Genomic DNA, 19,324 nt, shown 5'->3' on the forward strand with positions numbered 1-19,324 from the left:
GCACTGTAAAAAACACTTTCGTGCACACACGAAAGTGTTTTTTTATACAATCAGTTGTGCTGTACATCTGCCATACTGCGTTCAGGGCCGATGTATACAGATTCGGGCCTGAAGATCGCATTGTCTTCAGACTGCTCTAGCACATGGGCAGTCCAGCCTACCATTCGGCTGGCCGTAAAGGTTGGCGTAAACAGCTGTTCATCCATTTGAATGGCCTTCATAATCGCGGCAGCATAAAATTCTACGTTCGTATATAATGAACGGCCTGGTTTGAATTCCTGCAATAAAGCAACAGCTGTACGTTCTGTCTCAAGTGCCAGATCAAGCCACTGGTCTTTTCCCGACATGTTTAAGAGGCGTTCTTTTAAAGCCATCGCCCGTGGGTCAACGGTTTTATATACACGATGTCCGAATCCCATCAGCTTCTCACCACGGATTAACTTTTCTCTGATCACTTTTTCAGGGTCGCCTGCTTGCGAAATCTCATCCAAGAGGGCGATCACACCAGAGGGTGCACCCCCGTGAAGAGGGCCTTTCATCGTGCCAATGGCCGACGTTGCAGCAGAAACGAGGTCTGATTCTGTCGATGCGGTTACCCTGGCTGCAAAAGTCGAAGCATTCATCCCATGCTCCAGCGTAAGGATCATATAGGTTTCAAGTGCTTCGGCATGTGCTTTTAATGGTGCTGTACCATTGATCATAAAGAGATAGTTTTCAACATGATCTAAATCTTCGCGAGGAGAAAGAAAAGGTTTTCCTGCCATTCTTCTTGTGCGGTACGCTATGATACTTGGAACAAGAGCAGTCAGTCTGATTGCTTGGCTTATGGTAGGTTTCCAGCCATATTTTTCAGTGCCTTCTGAAGAGATAGCGGTTCGGATCACACTCATTAAATCCATCCCTTTTGGAAGGTGATCAATGACCTCTTTCATGGAGTCACAAAGCACCCGGTTCTGGTTTAACTCGTTCTTCAGTTGTGCTCGTTCAGGTCCACCAGGAAATCGTCCATGCCATAGGAAATACGCAGTTTCTTCAAAAGAATAGTGTTTCGTCACTTCTCCGATGTCTAATCCTCTGTACAGCAATTTGCCCTGAATTCCGTCCACAAGGCTGATGGATGTTTGTGCGGCGACCACACCTTTGAGTCCTTTTTCCATGATCATCTCTCCTTTTCCTCTTTGATAACATTGTATAAAATAGATATAATTAAGAAAATTAAATCCTTTTAAAGAACTTGATTAGGATCATTAATAAGGAGATAATAATGGAGTTTAATTGGCTATATACCTTTCTAACGGCAGCAGAAACGGGGAATTTCAGAAAGACAGCAGAGATACTCTACATATCACAGCCTTCTGTAACCGTTCATATCAAGCAGCTTGAAAAAGAAATCGGGGTATTGCTTTTCCATCGGGAAGGAAAAAAAGTGAAGCTGACGGAAGACGGGAAGCGCTATTTGGATCATGCGAAAAAGCTCATTTCTGTTTATGAAAGCGGGCTTGAGGATCTTGCTTCCTTCAGCCAGGGCTATACGAGCAAGCTGGTCCTCGCGATTTCCCCGCTCATTGCGGATACGATTCTTCCTTTTGTTCTGAAGCGATTTTTAAATAAGCACCCTGAAACCGAAATATCGGTCAGAATCATTGATTCGGAAAATATTGAAAAAGCAGTATTGAAGGAAGAAGTAGACATCGGGCTATCCTGTCTGCCGACGGCCAATCCTAATTTAATCTGTGAACTCTTATACAAAGACAAGGTAATCTTTGTTTGTACCCATGACGGGAGAGACTCGGAATCCGCCCCACCTTTGGATGAAGGGGAGATATTGGAATCCAACTATCTGCTGACTCATAACCATCCAGGGTACTGGGGCGGCCTCATAAAAAGCATAAAGGCAAAGCATCCAGGTGTACGAATGATGGAAGTTTCCCAGGTGCATATTACAAAAAGATTTATTGTAGAAGGGCTTGGTGTATCCTTTTTGCCAGCCTCTACGGTCAGGAGAGAACTGCTGGAGGGAAGGATGCTGGAAGTGGACTGCCACTCCATTCAGCTGCCCGATGCGAATACATATGCCCTGGCAAAATACGATCACTCCAAACAAAGAGAATTCCTTTCCTTTGTTTCCAACCATCGAATTTAAAGGAGAGATAATCAATGAAAAAGAAAATCGCAATGATCAGTATGGCGGTCCTGCTTCTGGCAGCATGTGCGTCCAACAACGGAGCGGATCAGCAGAAAAAGCATGAAAACCAAAACCGCGAAGCAGCTGACAGTGTGTTCAAGCAAAACTGTGCCAGCTGCCACGGCAACAACCTTGAAGGAGCAACCGGACCTTCTTTGAAGCATATTGGCAGCAAGTATTCGGAAAAAGAGATCATGAGTATTATTCTGGAAGGGCGGAAAGGCATGCCGGCTGGAATCCTGACCGGCGGTGACGCCAGGCTTGTGGCGGAGTGGCTGAAGGAAGAACACAAATAAGCATCTTAGTGAGACATGCGAAGACAAACGGAGAGGAATACATAGAAAACCGCCCGAACAGGCGGTTTTTTGTTATAGGATGGGGGAGAGCAGGCGGGAAATAGATTCTCTGAACCGGATCCATTTTGAACGCTGCTGATATTGTTCCCATGTCAGCATTCTTGAAAGTTTGACATCCTCATGGAAAGCGTCCATCAGTTTTTTGGCAATCGTTTTGTTGTAAATAAAAGCATTGATCTCAAAATTGAGTTTTAAACTTCGGATATCGAAATTAGCGGTTCCGACAGAGGATATCTCATCATCGACCACGATCGATTTAGCATGGATAAAGCCGTTGTCGTAAATATAGACTTTTGCTCCTGCCTTCAGCAAGTCACCAATGTTCGATAACGATGCCCAGTATACAAAGACATGATCCGGCTTATTCGGAATCATGATCTTTACGTCTACCCCGGAATGGCAGGCGATCCGCAGCGTGTCCAGCAGGCTGGCGTCAGGAATAAAGTAAGGGGTTTGAATGGTGATCGAATTTTTGGCCAGGGAGATCATCTTAATGTATCCGTCCTTAATTTGCGGCCATTGGGATTCAGGGCCGCTTGTCACAATCTGCATGCCGATGCTGCCCTTGCCGATCTCGTCTGGAAAAAGGACCGGGTCATAATCAATATCATGTCCATAAGAGGCTTGGTTCCAGTCCAGAATAAAGCGGGTTTGCATGGAGTGGACGGCCGTACCCTGGATCTTTAAGTGGGTGTCGCGCCAAAAACCAAACCTCGGATTAAGGCCCAAGTATTCATCGCCAACGTTAAAACCGCCGACATATCCAATCTTTCCGTCGATAATAACGATCTTCCGGTGGTTCCTGTAGTTCATCCTAAAATTAATGAAGGCAAACTTTGTCGGGAAGAAGACTTCGACCTCTCCTCCTGCTTTTCGAAGCTCTGAAAAAAAGCGCTTGGTGAGCCTTCGTGATCCCAATTCATCGTAAAGAACTCTCACCTTAACTCCCTGCTTCGCTTTTTCGATCAGCATATCTCTTATTTTTCTGCCAAGATTGTCTTTTTTTATGATGTAATACTGAAGGTGAATATGGTGCTCAGCCTGCTCGATATCCTTAAACAGGCTCTCGAATTTCTTTTCCCCATCGGTAAATATTTCAACGGAGTTATCTCTGGAAAATGGAGCTTGGTTATTGAGGAGCTGCATGTAGATCAGATCCTGGCTGGCCCGTTCAGGTTCGTTGCAGAACTCAAAAGAGCCCTCCCTAAGATGTTTCATCTGGCTGTTTAATGTTTTCTCCAAACCGAGCTTTTTTTGGTCATCCCATTGAAAAAGCCGATTTCTGCTCAGGTTTTGCCCAAAGAGTAAATAAAGAAAAAAGCCTCCTAAGGGTATGAAGAGCAAAACAAGGAGCCAGGCCCAAGTGGAGCCGGCATCGCGGCGTTCCCGAAATACGATGACGGCCGCAAGCAATATATTCAAAATGGTAACGAGCATTAGTAAAATAGAAAAAATATGCATAAATTCTCCTTAACAAGCAAGAGTACGGTAGATGTATAACATACCATATTCTCCTTGTATATTCCCAGTTCTTCAAATAATAAGCAGAGGGGCCGGTTGGATTTTTTCATAAATAGAGTGTAGCATAATCCCATAAATTTCCGAATAGTTACTCAAAAGAAAGCATATGAAAGGATATTAGAGGATATGTCCATATATGTAAGTATATTATGGCTATCTGTTGGGATTCCTAATAGTAACTGTCACACACCCTTAAATCAAACGATACATAATTTGGTGCAGCATTGATACTTCTATACAATAAAAAAGTTACGGTGAATCGTGGTTGTCGAAAAATGTCGTAAAATTAGAGGTGATGTTATGGAAGTAAAAGTCAGTGTAAGAAATGTAACCAAAGTATTTGGCAAATCTCCGAAAGCTGCCGTTCAATTACTGAAAAAAGGTTACTCAAAAAGAGACATATTAAAAGAAACGGGCAGCACGGTCGGTGTGAATAACGCATCATTTGATATCTATCCTGGTGAGATCTTCGTGGTCATGGGGTTATCCGGAAGCGGTAAATCCACTTTGATCCGCATGCTTAACCGGTTGATCGATCCTTCAAGTGGCGAAATTCTTATCGATAATAAAGACATCGTGAAAATGCCTTCCTCTCAACTTAGAGAAGTGAGACGCAAGACCATCAGTATGGTGTTTCAAAACTTCGCATTATTTCCTCATAAAACCGTGTTGGAAAATACGGAATACGGATTGGAAATACAAAATGTCTCCCCATCGGAACGCAAGGAAAAAGCGATGAGATCCCTTGAGATCGTCGGATTGAAAGGCTATGAAAATCAGCTGCCTTCCCAGCTGAGCGGCGGAATGCAGCAGCGTGTGGGACTGGCAAGAGCGCTCGCAAGCGATACAGATATCCTTTTGATGGATGAAGCTTTCAGTGCCCTTGACCCATTGATTCGGAAGGATATGCAGGACGAACTCCTCGAAATTCAGGATTCCATGCACAAAACGATTATTTTTATCACGCATGATCTGGATGAAGCGCTACGAATCGGCGACCGTATTGCCCTTATGAAAGACGGCAGCATCATTCAAATCGGAACACCTGAAGAAATTATGATGAACCCGGCAAATGAATACGTAGAACGGTTCGTGGAAGATGTGGATATATCACGTGTTCTTACCGCTTCACACGTAATGAAACGGGCAGAGAAGATCTCTCCTGACAGAGGGCCGCGGGTTGCGCTTCAAATCATGAAAGACCAAGGGTATTCCAGCATCTTTGTCGTCGACCGGAAAAAAAGACTGCTTGGGGCTGTGACAGCAGACGCTGCATCTATGGCCATTAAAGAAAATAAAACCATCGAGGAAGTCATGCAAAAAGACGTGTTGACCGTAAGTGAGGACACACTGCTTTCTGATTTGCTGGAACCGATGGCGAATTCGACGATTCCACTTGCCGTTACGGATGAAGAAAAACGGTTAAAAGGTGTCATTATCAGAGGCGCAGTCATTGGGGCGCTTGCCGGCAACCGCGATGGGCTGAACGGAAAGGAGGATGACGAATGAATTTTCCGAAAATCCCTTTAGCACAATGGGTTGACCATCTTGTGGACTGGATAACGAGCACGTTCGATCCTGTGTTCAATGCCATTACAGGCTTTATCGATGGGCTGCTTGACAACCTTGTCACCCTTCTTGGAATGGGACCATCGATTGTTTTAATATTAATCATAACTCTTATTGCTCTTTACACGAGCAGATGGGGAGTGGCCATTTTTACTTTGATCGGATTATTACTGATTGATAATCTCGGATATTGGGATTCAACTGTGGATACGATCGCCCTCGTGTTGTCATCCGTCGTCCTGACCATATTGATCGGAATACCGCTTGGAATATGGGCTTCGCAAAATGATACCGCAAGAAGAATCATTACCCCTATTTTGGATTTCATGCAGACGATGCCTGCCTTCGTATACCTGATTCCATCGATTCTGTTCTTCGGAATCGGTGTGGTGCCGGGGATTCTGGCATCTGTGATCTTTGCGGTACCGCCGACGATCCGTCTTACGAATCTGGGGATCCGCGAAGTGCCAAAAGATTTGATCGAAGCTTCAGAAGCCTTTGGCTCCACAACAGGACAAAAGCTGCTCAAAGTACAGCTTCCATTGGCTGCACCGACCATCCTGGCGGGTGTCAACCAGAGTATCATGCTTGCCTTGTCCATGGTCGTTATCGCATCACTTGTTGGTGCACCGGGACTTGGAGCAGAAGTTTATCGTGCGGTGACCCAGATTAAAGTCGGCGAAGGTTTTGAAGCCGGGCTATCGATCGTTATTATCGCAATCATCCTGGATCGAATCTCTCAAAACTTACGAAAACCGCTTTTCGGCAATATCATCAATAAGAAAATTGTTTATTCTGTCTTAGCCGGTGTGCTGATCGTAGCTTATGCTGCAACAGCGATCGCACAGGCTAAACCGGATCAAACGAGCTCTAAGAATGTCGGTGACCAGGTGAATTATGAAATAACAGGGATCGATCCTGGTGCCGGATTAATGAAATCAACAGAAAAAGCGATGAAAGACTACGGTTTGAATAAAGACTGGACACTCAAAGAAGGTTCAGCCGCAGCGATGACCGCAGAATTGAAAAAAGCGTATGAAAAGAAAGAGCCGATTATCGTTACTGGATGGACGCCGCATTGGATGTTCAGCAAGTACGACCTTAAATACCTGAAGGACCCTAAAGGCTCTTACGGTAAGGGAGAAAGCATCCATACGCTCACGAAAAAAGGATTCAAGCAGGAAAATCCAGGCGCTAACAAGATCTTGGATCAGTTCTACTGGAAGCCTTCTGACATGGAAGAGGTCATGGTGGACGTTCAAGATGGAGCGAAGCCTGAAAACGCTGCAGCTAAATGGGTGAAATCCCATAAGCAACAAGTCAGCAAATGGACGAAAGGTGCTCAAAAAGGCAATGGGAAAGAAGTCAGCCTTGTATATGTCGCCTGGGAATCCGAAATTGCAAGTACGAACGTTGCAGCAAAAGTTCTTGAACAGCAGGGCTATAAAGTAAAACTTCAGCAGGTTGAAGCCGGCCCGATGTTCGCTGGAGTGGCAGACGGAAGTGCCGACGCGATGGTCGCCGCATGGCTGCCAACGACTCACAAGGATTACTACAACAAATATAAAGGCAAATTCGAGGATCTCGGTCCTAACCTGAAAGGTACGAAGCTTGGACTGACGGTTCCGAAATACATGCCGATCGATTCCATTGAGGATCTAAAAAAATAAGAATGATTGAAAAGAGGGCAGCTTCCTGAAAGCTGTCCTCTTTTTTAGATAGACTAATGGCCAAATCCTTCTAATAAACTATAAGGAATACTGCAAATTGTTTGTTAAGGGGGAGTTCAGCATGAATAACATCAATTGGGTCGTGGGCGATCCATACGTATATCAATCGCTGCAGCCGGCGGTAGGAAAGCCGGTTGTCGTCCAGACCGAGCGAGGGTCGGTCCGGGGGACGCTTAAACAGGTGGTTCCCGATCATATCGTCGTAGAATCCGCAGGAAACTCATTTCATATCCGCACGCAAGCGATCATCTGGGTGGTGCCGAATCCTCAGCTTATTCCCGAATAATCCTCCTGGGGACCACATAGGCTTTGAGGTAGTAGAAACACAGCGGGGGTGAAGCATCATGATAAAACGTGTGAACAAAATTCAGATCGAACTGCCGCGGCCGGAGCACGGAGACATGAACGGAGCCTCGGCCGTTCAGGAGCTTTTGGGCGGAAAGTTTGGAGAGATGTCTACACTGAATAATTACATGTTCCAGTCATTTAATTTTCGGGGAAAGAAAAAACTTAAACCTTTTTATGACTTGGTGGCCAGCATCACGGCGGAGGAGTTCGGCCATGTGGAATTGGTGGCCAATACGATTAATCTCATGTCATTCGGCAATACGTTTCCGGGTGACCCGGACAGCACACCGCTGCAAAATGGGAAGGATGCACGCTATTCGCTCCATTTTACGACGACGCCTCAGACTGCCTACCCGGGTGACTCCATGGGCCGCCCGTGGAACGGAGAGTATGTAACCAATACCGGAAATCTTATAGCTGATCTTCTTCATAACTATCTGTTGGAGATCGGAGCGCGTACCCATAAAATGAGGGTGTATGAAATGACGGAGCATCCAACAGCAAGAACCTTGACCGGTTATTTACTCGTCCGGGGAGGCACCCATATTATCGCTTATGCAAAGGCATTGGAAGTAGCAACCGGTGTGGACGTCGGAAAAATGCTTCCGGTTCCGAGACTCGACAACAGCAAGTTTGATTATGCAAAGAAATTTATGGATCAGGGACTTTATAATGTGCTGTATACGTGGGGAGAGCCTGAGTACCGCGACATCAGCAAGATCTGGAAAGGAAAGAACCCTGAAACCGGCCAGCAGTTAACGGTCATTGACGGCATGCCGGAAGGGGCTCCCGTACCGGACTTTGAAGAACTTCCTGAGGAATTTGCCCCGGGCATCGACCGGGATGATTATGAGCGCATTTTGAAGAGGCTGATGTCGAATTTGTAAGGGGATGCCGAATCGCCAGTGTATGATGGAGCGGTTCGGTTTTTTTGTGGTAATTGAGCCATCCGAGTACAGAATTGAGCCACACTCCAGCTAATTGAGCCAAACTCAGGAAGAATCAGCCTAAATCGAAATAATTGAACCAAACTACTTATTCAGAGTATTTCACTCGGAAAACCTTGACATCTGTCCTGAAAGTAAGGTAACATACTCTCAAACTAAAACATCAACAGCGGCAGAGGGAACAACCCGCAAGGTGCAATATGGCATCGCCGGCCTAATGTTCCGCCGTCTCCAAATTGGTGAATTACATAGAGCAAGAGCTGACTAGACATCTAGAGGCTCGTTTAAGCAGATCACGTTCTGTTTAAGCGGGCTTTTTATACGGGAAAAATAGAGGGAGGAAAGCGCATGTTCACTTTCTACTGGAGTCTATTGATCTTATTTTGGGTGATCGGACTGTTTATTTGGCATAAAATTTATCCGGATCAAAGAAGAGAGGGATAAGTGAGTAAACTGTCCGTCTGAAACGTAAACATGGAAAATCCCCATCCGGGCAGAAGGATGAGGATTCTTATTTTATTGAAGAACTTTTTTTAGAATGTTAATGTTTTTTTCCATGAGGCTGATATAGTCTTGTTTACCTGAAATATCTTTTTGAGAGGGTGACTCCAAGTTATGGAAGGACAGGGCCTCGGCACCCACCTCAGATTTTACTGTATCGGCTACCCGCGGTTTGACATTGTCTTCAAACAAAACATAGCGGATCTGATGTTTCTTTGAAAGATTAATAATTTGCTGCAGCTGTTTCTGGGTCGGTTCATTGGACGGAGAAAGTCCGGAAATTGGAATCTGTTTTAATCCATATCGCTTCTCCCAATAACCATAAGCAGCGTGTGAAACAAGGATTTCTTTTTTATGGCTGCCTTTCATAAGAGTTTTGAAGTCTTGATCAAGAGCAGCGATCTGAGATTTTAAATCCTCAAAGTTTTTCTCATAGTATTCTTTATGAGGAGAATCTTTTTTCACCAATGCATTTTTTATGTTTTCCGCCATTTTTATGGAATGTAATGGATCAATAAACACATGGGGATCAACGTCTCCATGTTCATGATGCTCCTTTTGGCCTTCATGCTCCTCCTGAGCTTCGGCAAGCGATATCCCTTCTGAGGCTTTAACCACCATCGTTTGATCTTGATTCAATGTGTCGATGGCTTTGTCAGCAAATCCTTCCAATCCTGCTCCGTTATAGATAAAAATATCACCATCAGTCAGTTTGGACATCGTTTGAATCGTGGGTTCGTAGTCGTGAGGCTCGATACCTGCAGGTACTACATTTTGCACATTAACATACTTGCCGCCGATCTTTGCTGCAAAATCCTCAAGTGGAAAAATAGTCGTATTGATTTGTATTTTTTTGTTCTTATGAGCTGCTTCCTCGGCCGAACTGGTCTTGTTTTGGCCGGAACAGGCTGCAAGAATAAAAGAAAGAGCAGTGAACATGGCAAGCCATTTCATTTTCATCGTATTCAACCTTTCAATATAAGATCTTACTGAAATATATCGTAATGGTTACGATTTGTAAAGAGTTTTTCCTCATCTTCATCTTACAAAAATCGCCATGATTGACAGCCCGATGTATAAGGATTACAATACAAAACGTAATAATTACGATTTAAGTAAGAAAGGAATGATGGATGATGGCGAAAAAAGCAATGATCGAACGAGAGTTAAAACGTCAGGCGGTCTTTGAGCGCTATGCTGCCAAAAGAGCAGAATTGAAGGCGAAGGGAGATTATGAAGGTTTGAGCAAGCTTCCTAGAAACGCGAGTCCAACCAGGCTTCATAATCGATGCAAGGTGACCGGACGGCCGAGGGGAGTCCTTCGCAAGTTTGAGATGTCACGGATTGCTTTTCGTGAACTTGCTCATAAAGGCCAAATTCCAGGCGTGAAAAAAGCAAGCTGGTAAAAAGAGAAAGCTTTCTCTCACAAAACGTGAAGAGAAAGCTTTTTACTAATTTGCATTAAGCCCATGTCCTCACCGCCCAAATAAAACGTAATGTTTACGATTTGAATCTTACCATACTCTTTTAAGAAGTAAAGGGGACAGCGAAAATCCTTTTGATGAATAGATAATTTGTTTGTTTTTCTAGGTCTGGACCTGCCATCCATGATAAGATAAAACATAATGATTACGATTTATAAAAATAACAAGCATTTAATGATAGGAGGGCATCATATGACACAGTCACAAAAAATACCAACCTACATACTAAGCGGCTTTCTTGGCAGCGGAAAAACAACAGTATTGCTCAAGATGCTGTCTGACTTTAAAAAGAGGGGGCTTAAGCCGGGCATCGTTCTTAATGAGCTCGGTCAGGTGAATGTAGAAGGGCATATGTTTAAAGGTGAAAAGATGCTGGAAATGCTGGACGGCTGTATTTGCTGTACGATACAGGACGATCTTCGCGAGGAGCTTCAGTTCTTTTTACAGGAAGAGAACGCTGTCGATGTATTACTGATTGAAGGTACAGGAGTGGCAAATCCGAAGGAAATTCTTGAAGCGCTGACCGATCCGCGTCTTCTTGACGGTTTTGAAACACAGTCCATCATCAGTCTCGCCGATGCGAGCAAGTTCCTTGAGTATCAAAGCATTTTCTCCAGTTCAAGGGAAATACGGGAGATGCTCAATGAACAGATGACGAGCGCTACGCTTATTCTTTTAAACAAAATGGACCTTGTCAACGAGAAAATGAAAGAAAAGATCTATAAAAAAATTAGCAAGCTATTAAAAGCAGATGTTGAAATCATAGAAACGGTCTATGGTGAAGTGGAGCTGGAGGAGCTGTTGAAGAAACGGATGAGCACGATTGCCGTCTCCCTTGGGGATGGAATGGAAGAAACCGGCCATTCGCATCACAATCATGAACACCACCACCACGAGCACCCTTTTAAAGCGTTTAAAATAGAAGATTTTCCTGCGGTCGAGCGGATCCGCTTTGAAAAATGGCTGAAAAAGCTGCCTGGAAGTGTGCTGCGCGGAAAAGGAATGGTATCGCTGGCTTCTCCCTCTGGTCTCTATCAATTTCAATTCGCATCGAAAGAACTGGAGATAGAACGGATGGAAGACCAGACCTGCCGGACATGCCTGATTTTGATCGGTTATAACATGCCGATTGAGGAAATTCGAACTTCCTTTCAGCAGGAGGTTCTGCAGACATATAAAGTGTAGTTGCCCTACAATGGCTATTCATTAATGTTCAGAGCGGCTTCCTGCGTTTCCTCTTTAATTTGACCGATGACAGAGATAGCAGCGCCCGCAGCTTGGATCCAGCTGCCAGTGATAATTAAGTCATCATTGTCAAAGAAGACAGACGGATGATAGTATCCGCCGTCTTCGAGCAGCTCATATGAACCGCCCAGCGCCTGAAGTGAGTTCCCGATGGCCTGCAGGAGATTCCCTATAATATTTTCTGATTGTCCTGCCGTTGTGCTGTCCTCAAATTCGTCTGCTAAAGCAACCAAACCGCCTAATGCCTGGGTCCAATTTCCCGTTATGATTAAAATGTCCTCGATGTCGCCTTCAAAATCCATAAGAAGACCGGCGATGACTGTAACGTTTCCGATCGCCTGAAGTTCATTTCCGATCAGTTCCAGTGAAAACGTTCCTTGCCCGCCGGCTTCAAGTGAATTTCCGGCAGCTTGCAATGTATTGACGAAAATTAAGCAGACAGCTAAATTTCCGCACAGAACTGTAAAACATGCTACATTAAATGCATGATGATCAGAGAGCACGATGAAGGAGGATTTATTGTGATACGTTTTGGTATAATTGGAACGAACTGGATTACCGATTCTTTTTTGAAAGCAGCAGGGGATCTGGAGGATTTTAAACTGGCTGCCGTCTATTCAAGGACGGAGGAAAAAGGCAGAGAGTTTGCGGATAAATACGGGGTGCAGACCGTTTTTACGGATGTGGAAGAGATGGCAAAATCAGAAGCCGTCGATGCGGTCTATATCGCCAGTCCAAACTCTTTTCATTCGAAGCAGGCCATCATGCTGATGAATCATGGGAAGCATGTGCTCTGTGAGAAGCCCCTTGCGTCGAACGCAGGCGAAGTGAAGGATATGATTGCAGCAGCAAAAGAGAACAAGGTGGTTATGATGGAGGCGCTGAAGTCTACGATGCTTCCAGGGTTCAAGGCGATCCAGGAGAGCTTGCCCAGGATCGAAACGATACGAAGATACGTCGGGAACTATTGCCAATATTCTTCCCGCTATGATGCCTATAAAGAAGGAAACATTTTAAATGCATTTAAGCCCGAGTTTTCGAACGGAGCACTAATGGACTTGGGTACGTATTGCATTTATCCGCTCGTTGTTCTGTTTGGTAAACCGCTCACTGTAAAGGCAAGCGGGATCATGCTGGAATCCGGTGTCGATGGGGAGGGAAGTGTTCTTCTGACCTATGAGTCGATGGAAGCCGTCATCACCTACTCGAAAATTACAGATTCCTTCCTCCCTTCTGAAATTCAAGGGGAGAAAGGGAGTATCGTCATTGACCGGATTCATACCCCGGAGAAAGTAGAGATCCGGCTAAGGGGCGGCTCGACAGAAGAAGTCTCTCGGACTGCCGATCATGAACCGATGTATTATGAAGCAAAAGAATTCATCTCCTTGATTCAGCAAGGAAAACTTGAATCTGACATTAATTCACACTCGAATTCTCTTACCGTCATGGAAATCATGGATGAAATCCGCAGCCAGATTGGAGTTGTCTATCCGAATGACAGTAAATAACGACAGAAACCGCTCATCCTTTTAAATGAGCGGTTTTTGTTTAATTCAGCAGTGAAAATGGAATAGTACCTATCAGATGAAAATGGGGGTTTGGATGAGAGAGCATTGGTCACACTAATGCATAGATAGGGTACAATTTTGAGGCCTTTGAGGAGTGGTAGATATGAAAACAGTAAAGAAAGCCATCATTCCAGCAGCCGGGCTTGGTACCCGGTTTCTGCCGGCCACCAAAGCGATGCCGAAAGAGATGCTGCCTATTGTAGACAAACCCACTATTCAATATATTGTGGAGGAAGCGATTAGTTCAGGCATTGAAGATATCCTGATCGTGACAGGTAAAGGGAAACGTGCGATCGAGGATCACTTTGACTATTCCTTCGAACTGGAGCAAAGTCTGTTCAGCAAGGGCAAGGTGAAGCTCCTTCAGGAAGTTCAACGATCTTCAGAGATGGCGGATATTCATTACATCCGCCAGAAACAGCCGAAGGGACTCGGTCATGCGGTGTGGAGTGCCAGGAAGTTTATTGGAGACGAGCCGTTCGCCGTGCTTCTTGGTGATGATATTGTACAGTCAGAAACACCATGCATTCGCCAACTGATTCAGCAGTTCGAGAAAACAGGGTCGTCTGTAATCGGGGTCAAACCGGTACCGGAAGAAGAAACCGATCGATACGGAATCATTGAGACGAAAAAACAATCCGGACGATTGTATGAGGTTTCTAATTTTGTGGAAAAGCCTGCTAGAGGTGAAGCACCATCAAACCTGGCCATCATGGGGCGCTATGTTCTTACTCCAGAGATCTTTTCCATTCTGGATAATCAGGAGATCGGGGCGGGTGGAGAGATTCAGCTTACGGATGCCATCCAGAGGCTGAACCGGAATCGGCATGTGTATGCCTACGAGTTTGAAGGCGATCGTTACGATGTTGGGGACAAGCTTGGATTTATCATGACGACGATTGAATTTGCTCTGAAAAATAAGGAGCTTAACGAGCCACTCTTGCGTTATTTAAAGGAAAAAATGATGGACGTACAGGCCGATCCGAAATTGTGATTTTGCCGATTTTACGGCTTATTTTAAACAGAAGGGGTTCTGTGAATTGTGAAATACTGGCCAGCCTTAAGCCCGGAAAAAAAACATCTGATACTCGCATGGGTGTTCCTGTTTTTCTTCATGGCCCCTCCGTTTATACTTGGCGAGAACTCGCATATCCGAGTGCATGATAATATGGATTCTAACATCGCTTGGTATAAGGTGCTAAAAGAGAGCGGCCAGCTATTTGGTCCGATGGATGCGGTTATTCCCCAAATCATTAACGGGCTACCCCGCAATGCGTTCGGAACGGAGTTCAGCCTGATCCAGTGGCTTCATCACTGGTTTGAGCCGATGACAGCTTACGCAATGAGCCAGGGAATCACCCGTATTTTTGCGTTCATCGGCATGTATTTGCTGCTGACGAGACATTGGATAAAAGACCAAAAAGCTTATCCAGTTACTGTATGGGTTTCGCTCACGTTTGCTCTCACCCCCTTCTGGCCTTCGGGCATGCTCAGTACACTCGGGCAGCCCTTGGCACTATGGGCTTTATTAAATATAAGAAAGCACAAAGACACCTGGAGGGAGTGGCTGATTCTCGTACTACTGCCCTTATATTCCAGTTTTGTGCTTGGTTTTTTCTTTTTCCTAACGGCTGTGGGTTTGCTTTGGATGTATGATGCACTGGTAAAAAAGCAGTGGAACCTCCGCTTTTTATTCAGTATCGTACTGATGGTTGCAATCTATCTGATGATTGAATACAGACTCTTGTACTCGCTCGTTGTACCTGAAGAACCGACAAGCCGGAATGAGTTTGAGATCGGGCAGCATACATTCTGGCATTCCATGAGGCTGTCTTTTAAGAACTTTTTTTTGGGCCACACGCATGTTCTCACCCTGCATACAGCGGTCATCATGCCTATTACGTTTGCGGCGCTTTGGAAGCTTTGGAAAGATAGAGGCAGAAACGATGATAGCAAAAAGCTTTTCCTATTCCTGTTCGTGCTTAACTTTTTGCTCTCTGTCTGGTATGCCTTCTGGTTTAACAAGGGCTGGGAACCGATTAAAGTCAGGGTTTCTTTTCTTGCAACCTTCAATTTTGCCCGTTTTCATTTTTTGCGTCCTCTCGTTATTTATGCATTATTTGCTTTGGGATGCTGGGTTTTATGGAATAGAGGATCTTGGAGGATATGGGTGAAGGCTGGGATTGCTCTTCAGATTTTTGTTCTGTGCTGCGCTCATGAAGAGATCTATTATCGTTCGGTCGGTGCCCCGTCCTTTAAGGAGTTTTATGCTGAAAAGCAATTTGAGGAGATCAAGGACTATATAGGCAGTCCTCAGCCATCTTACCGGGTGGCGAGTATAGGGATCCATCCTGCCATTGCTCAGTATAATGGCTTCTACACACTCGATACCTATAATAATTATTATCCGTTGTCCTATAAGCATCAGTTTCGGAAGATCATTGCCAAGGAACTGGATAAAAACCGGGCGTTAAGGAATTACTTTGACCGTTGGGGAAACCGGTGCTATCTGTTCGCAGATGAACTGGGGAAAAAGTATCATTACACAAAGGATTCAAAAGAAGTGGTTCATCATCTGCAGCTGAACACTAAAGTCTTTACCGAAATGGGAGGACAGTACATTTTTTCCGCATTGCCGATCCGCAATGCGGAAGAAAATCATCTGCACTTTGTCAGAGCGTTCTCACAAGAAGAATCGGCATGGAAGATTTATTTGTATCGTGCAGAAGCCGTTGAATAAATTAAAGGTTGATGAAGAATGAAACATTCATTTGTGCGTTTTTTAATGGTTGGTGTCATCAACACACTTGTCGGACTATCCGTCATCTATCTGTTGATTCATGCAGCCGGTGCAACGTATTGGATGGCAACGTTTTTGGGAAACACGGTTGGAGCCTGTGTAAGCTATGTGCTGAATCGGATGTTTACCTTTAAGAGTTCCACACCCGTTGCCGGAAGCATGATTCGTTTTATTATCGTTATACTGCTCTGCTATTTTACAGCCTACTACGCCGGCATACAGATTGCGAAATGGGTGTTTTCAGCTATCCTTCCCCTGTCAATGGAGTTTGCCAAAGATGCCGCAGTACTGATTGGAACCGGACTTTATACGGTGTTGAATTATATCGGGCAGAAACGCTTCGTTTTTAACGAAAAAAACAGTCATGGCAAAGCGGGCTCATTAACTGGAGAGTAATAAAAAGTTGTTATTTCGTTCCGGGAGCAGGCTGGTCTACACCTTTTACATGATGACGATGTCCATCATCTACAGTTGTGTAAAAGTCGTAAAAGTGTACGTGCATGCCGTTGCCAACAGGTATGGGAGGACCAGAATAGGCACGGTAATGGTGGGTATGCCCATCTTCAAACAAGACATACCCCTCGGTAAAATGGATATGGCCTCCATCCTGCGTGGGAATGGGCGGTGAAGTCACATCAAGACATTGATGAACATGATTATCGGCCATGGAAGTATAGTCAACGGAACCATGGTTATGATGGGGAACAAAACCTTGCACAAAATCATTTTTTCCCACTTTGTTGTTCATAGCAGATTCCTCCTGTAACATTGATCTACTTCATAGATATGTTTCCGCAGTGTGTTATTTTCCAGAAATTCATGCTGGATTGCATTTCTGTTTTGAAAAGAGTATCATTAAAGAACTGGTATTTTTGCCGCAACAAATAAGGATGATGGATATGACGAGCCCAAAATTCAAAATTACATAGTACCCTAAGCCGGAATGGGCTTAGGGTTTTTTTTTCCTTCGGGAAACTTTATTTTAGGAGGGGAACATGGACACTGTAAAAGAAAGAGAAAGGATCGGTAAAAAAGTAGCCTGGCTGGCTCTGATCAGCAACTGCATATTAACCGTTGGAAAGGTGGCAGTCGGGCTGATGGCAGGAAGTGAATCTGTCTTTGCTGACGGCATTCACTCTGCTGCCGACATTGTCGCTTCCATTGCTGTATTGGCCGTGGTGGGGATTTCCAACAAACCGCCTGATGAAGACCATCCATTCGGGCATGGTAAAGCAGAAGTGCTTAGTGAGGGTTTTGTAGGCATTATTTTATTTCTTGTTTCGATTTACATTGTCGTTGAAGGCATTCTCGGATTGATGGGAACTCCTCATGCACCTGAATACATTGCATTGATTGCAGCTTTATTTTCTTATATAGCAAAGCATCTGTTGTACCATAACTCCATGAAGCTGGGGGAAAAATACAACAGTAAGGCCATCATCGCGATAGCATTTGACCATAAAGCGGACATTGTCGCTTCACTGGCAGCGTTTTTCGGTGTCATTCTCTCGATGATCGGTGAGCGATTCAACATGCACTTTCTCTTGTACGGTGATGCTGCTGCCAGTCTTATTGTTGCTTTCCTTATTTTAAAAATTTCATTAAAACTGCTCGGTTCATCCATTGATGTACTCATGGATAAAAATATCGAGAAACCGATGCTGACGCAGTATCGAAAGGTCGTTTTGGAATTTAATGAAGTGAAACGGATCGACCGGATGAGAGCCAGGACACATGGGCATTACATCATCCTGGACTTAAGGATTTCACTTAATTATGACTTGAGTATTAAAGAAGGCCATGATATTGCAAGAGAATTAAGAGACGAAATACAAAACAGATTTCCGGATACATCAGAAGTATTTATCCATATTAACCCTTACTTCCCTGACAAAAAATGACACCTTTGACGGGTGTTCTTTTTGTTTAGTACAAATCAAATCGGGAATAGATTGCATAAAGAAATGCAAAAAGGAGGAGAAGTTGAATGAAATCTATCCATGTGCAGCTTGAATATACGGAAGATGCTCCAGAGACCTTTGATAAAGATCTCCGCGTAAAATTAAATGATAACTTAAGTGATCTGGGGCTGAAAGTTGTTTCGATCGGAGACTTTGGTACAGAGGATCAGCTGCCGAGTTCACAGTCTGGTACAGCAAAGCCCGACGCATCCGGACAGCAGGCAACGATCATCCCGGATAAGAATACTTCTGCAGGCGGACAGTCAACTCCGGATGAGCAGCTTCCCGGACATGAAAATTCAGGGAAGAAGTAATATTGGTGTTCAGGCCTTGTCACAGGACAAGGCCCTTTTTATTTACAGAGGATGTAAAAAAGATGGGATCTTGAAGAATCCTTACGCTCTTTAAAGGAGAGGCAGGAGGGATGTCGAAATAAGTATGATCGATAAAGCAATGTCTTTTATAGTAAGATGTCCCCAAAAGGAAATGAATTTGTTGAAATAAAAAGGATAAATACATAAATTGTTGAAGATATGAAAGGTATATAATGTGTTGTTTACTCAGTGGTGTGTCTAAAAATACTATATTCCGTATGCCAATAGCAAGTAAGCACTACCAATAAAACAGGAATAGAGGTGCTTACCATGTTCTATCATCAGGTTACGGTTGACATAACTAAGGAACTGGATATATCTATTGCCAGGCAAGAAGGTAAGGAGCTTGCCAGAATCATCGGATTTAATCAAGTCAATCAGGTCAGGATCAAAACAGTGATATCAGAGCTTGCCAGAAACATTTACCTTTATGCGGGACAAGGTAAAATCATTGTCGAAGCGGTGGAAGAAGTAAAACGGCCAGGGATCAGAGTATCAGCGATTGATTACGGTCCGGGTATTCAGGATATAGACCTGGCGCTTCAAACGGGTTACACGAGTTCAGGAGGATTGGGAGCCGGTTTGCCGGGTGTCCAAAAATTAATGGATAGCATCAACGTTCGATCGACTCTTCATTTGGGAACTGAGATCATAGCCATTAAATGGTGCAGTGAAAAAATGATGAAATAGCCGCCGATTTCCATGAAAGTAATGGGAGCAGGCGGCTAAATTAAT

Annotated in this window: 20 protein-coding genes; 15 read left to right on the forward strand and 5 right to left on the reverse strand. The window is 44.4% G+C overall.

Annotated elements, in window-relative coordinates:
- Window positions 1–50 precede the first annotated feature (50 nt).
- Window positions 51–1,163 carry a citrate synthase/methylcitrate synthase gene (locus QYF49_RS03440; RefSeq protein WP_425589538.1) on the reverse strand — a complete coding sequence of 371 codons (1,113 nt, stop codon included), beginning with the start codon at window positions 1,161–1,163 and terminating at the stop codon, window positions 51–53.
- A 101-nt stretch (window positions 1,164–1,264) separates the two neighbouring features.
- Here QYF49_RS03440 and QYF49_RS03445 point away from each other — a divergent pair, with 101 nt between their 5' ends.
- Entirely contained in the window at window positions 1,265–2,143 is an 879-nt protein-coding gene (locus tag QYF49_RS03445) for a LysR family transcriptional regulator (RefSeq protein ID WP_290398222.1), read from the forward strand.
- Between the two features lie 14 nt (window positions 2,144–2,157).
- Window positions 2,158–2,481 (forward strand): cytochrome c551, encoded by a 324-nt coding sequence (gene cccB / locus QYF49_RS03450; RefSeq protein ID WP_290398223.1) that lies wholly within the window; start codon window positions 2,158–2,160, stop codon window positions 2,479–2,481.
- Between the two features lie 72 nt (window positions 2,482–2,553).
- Here the strand turns inward: cccB and cls are convergent, their stop codons facing one another.
- Complete coding sequence (gene cls, locus QYF49_RS03455; RefSeq protein ID WP_290398224.1) at window positions 2,554–4,002, reverse strand: cardiolipin synthase; 1,449 nt, start codon at window positions 4,000–4,002, stop codon at window positions 2,554–2,556.
- 360 nt (window positions 4,003–4,362) lie between these two features.
- Here cls and QYF49_RS03460 point away from each other — a divergent pair, with 360 nt between their 5' ends.
- The 4 genes from QYF49_RS03460 (at window position 4,363) to QYF49_RS03475 (ending at window position 8,596) form a co-directional block, all read left to right on the forward strand.
- On the forward strand, window positions 4,363–5,571 hold the full coding sequence (locus QYF49_RS03460) for a quaternary amine ABC transporter ATP-binding protein (RefSeq protein ID WP_290398225.1): 1,209 nt from the start codon (window positions 4,363–4,365) through the stop codon (window positions 5,569–5,571).
- The gene (locus QYF49_RS03465; RefSeq protein WP_290398226.1) at window positions 5,568–7,301 is read left to right on the forward strand and encodes a glycine betaine ABC transporter substrate-binding protein; all 1,734 of its coding nucleotides are present in this window, start codon (window positions 5,568–5,570) and stop codon (window positions 7,299–7,301) included. Before QYF49_RS03460 ends, QYF49_RS03465 begins: the two co-directional genes overlap by 4 nt.
- 97 nt (window positions 7,302–7,398) lie before the next feature.
- A complete protein-coding gene (locus tag QYF49_RS03470) occupies window positions 7,399–7,647 on the forward strand; it encodes a YuzF family protein (protein WP_354005790.1) in 249 nt (82 codons plus the stop codon).
- Between the two features lie 58 nt (window positions 7,648–7,705).
- On the forward strand, window positions 7,706–8,596 hold the full coding sequence (locus QYF49_RS03475; RefSeq protein WP_290398227.1) for a manganese catalase family protein: 891 nt from the start codon (window positions 7,706–7,708) through the stop codon (window positions 8,594–8,596).
- A gap of 576 nt (window positions 8,597–9,172) precedes the next feature.
- Here the strand turns inward: QYF49_RS03475 and QYF49_RS03480 are convergent.
- Entirely contained in the window at window positions 9,173–10,117 is a 945-nt protein-coding gene (locus QYF49_RS03480) for a metal ABC transporter solute-binding protein, Zn/Mn family (protein ID WP_290398228.1), read from the reverse strand.
- 176 nt (window positions 10,118–10,293) lie between these two features.
- Here QYF49_RS03480 and rpsN point away from each other — a divergent pair, with 176 nt between their 5' ends.
- Window positions 10,294–10,563: a 30S ribosomal protein S14 gene (rpsN, locus tag QYF49_RS03485; RefSeq protein WP_290399036.1), complete on the forward strand. Its 270-nt coding sequence runs from the start codon at window positions 10,294–10,296 to the stop codon at window positions 10,561–10,563.
- Window positions 10,564–10,833: 270 nt separating this feature from the next.
- Window positions 10,834–11,826, forward strand: coding sequence for a CobW family GTP-binding protein (locus tag QYF49_RS03490; RefSeq protein WP_290398229.1), 993 nt, complete (start codon window positions 10,834–10,836; stop codon window positions 11,824–11,826).
- A gap of 14 nt (window positions 11,827–11,840) precedes the next feature.
- Here QYF49_RS03490 and QYF49_RS03495 read toward each other — a convergent pair whose 3' ends face one another.
- The gene (locus tag QYF49_RS03495; protein WP_290398230.1) at window positions 11,841–12,389 is read right to left on the reverse strand and encodes a DUF6944 family repetitive protein; all 549 of its coding nucleotides are present in this window, start codon (window positions 12,387–12,389) and stop codon (window positions 11,841–11,843) included.
- A gap of 18 nt (window positions 12,390–12,407) precedes the next feature.
- Between QYF49_RS03495 and QYF49_RS03500 the strand changes: the two genes are divergently transcribed.
- The 4 genes from QYF49_RS03500 to QYF49_RS03515 all read left to right on the forward strand — a co-directional run bounded on the left by QYF49_RS03500 (window position 12,408) and on the right by QYF49_RS03515 (window position 16,650).
- Window positions 12,408–13,394, forward strand: coding sequence for a Gfo/Idh/MocA family protein (locus QYF49_RS03500; RefSeq protein WP_290398231.1), 987 nt, complete (start codon window positions 12,408–12,410; stop codon window positions 13,392–13,394).
- A 163-nt stretch (window positions 13,395–13,557) separates the two neighbouring features.
- The gene (gene galU / locus QYF49_RS03505) at window positions 13,558–14,448 is read left to right on the forward strand and encodes a UTP--glucose-1-phosphate uridylyltransferase GalU (RefSeq protein ID WP_290398232.1); all 891 of its coding nucleotides are present in this window, start codon (window positions 13,558–13,560) and stop codon (window positions 14,446–14,448) included.
- Window positions 14,449–14,496: 48 nt separating this feature from the next.
- Window positions 14,497–16,194, forward strand: coding sequence for a DUF6044 family protein (locus QYF49_RS03510; RefSeq protein WP_290398233.1), 1,698 nt, complete (start codon window positions 14,497–14,499; stop codon window positions 16,192–16,194).
- Window positions 16,195–16,212: 18 nt separating this feature from the next.
- Window positions 16,213–16,650: a GtrA family protein gene (locus tag QYF49_RS03515; RefSeq protein ID WP_290398234.1), complete on the forward strand. Its 438-nt coding sequence runs from the start codon at window positions 16,213–16,215 to the stop codon at window positions 16,648–16,650.
- A 10-nt stretch (window positions 16,651–16,660) separates the two neighbouring features.
- On the opposite strand, the gene QYF49_RS03520 is transcribed toward QYF49_RS03515, so the two are convergent.
- Window positions 16,661–17,002, reverse strand: a complete 342-nt coding sequence (locus QYF49_RS03520; protein ID WP_290398235.1) for a YmaF family protein — start codon at window positions 17,000–17,002, stop codon at window positions 16,661–16,663.
- A 247-nt stretch (window positions 17,003–17,249) separates the two neighbouring features.
- On the opposite strand from QYF49_RS03520, the gene QYF49_RS03525 reads away from it, so the two are divergent.
- The 3 genes from QYF49_RS03525 to QYF49_RS03535 all read left to right on the forward strand — a co-directional run bounded on the left by QYF49_RS03525 (window position 17,250) and on the right by QYF49_RS03535 (window position 19,279).
- Entirely contained in the window at window positions 17,250–18,155 is a 906-nt protein-coding gene (locus QYF49_RS03525; protein ID WP_290398236.1) for a cation diffusion facilitator family transporter, read from the forward strand.
- Window positions 18,156–18,241: 86 nt separating this feature from the next.
- Window positions 18,242–18,529, forward strand: coding sequence for a hypothetical protein (locus QYF49_RS03530; RefSeq protein WP_290398237.1), 288 nt, complete (start codon window positions 18,242–18,244; stop codon window positions 18,527–18,529).
- Between the two features lie 330 nt (window positions 18,530–18,859).
- Entirely contained in the window at window positions 18,860–19,279 is a 420-nt protein-coding gene (locus QYF49_RS03535; protein WP_290398238.1) for an anti-sigma regulatory factor, read from the forward strand.
- Window positions 19,280–19,324: the final 45 nt, after the last annotated feature.

Source organism: Fictibacillus terranigra, from assembly GCF_030412265.1.
GTDB lineage: Bacteria > Bacillota > Bacilli > Bacillales > Fictibacillaceae > Fictibacillus_C > Fictibacillus_C terrinigri.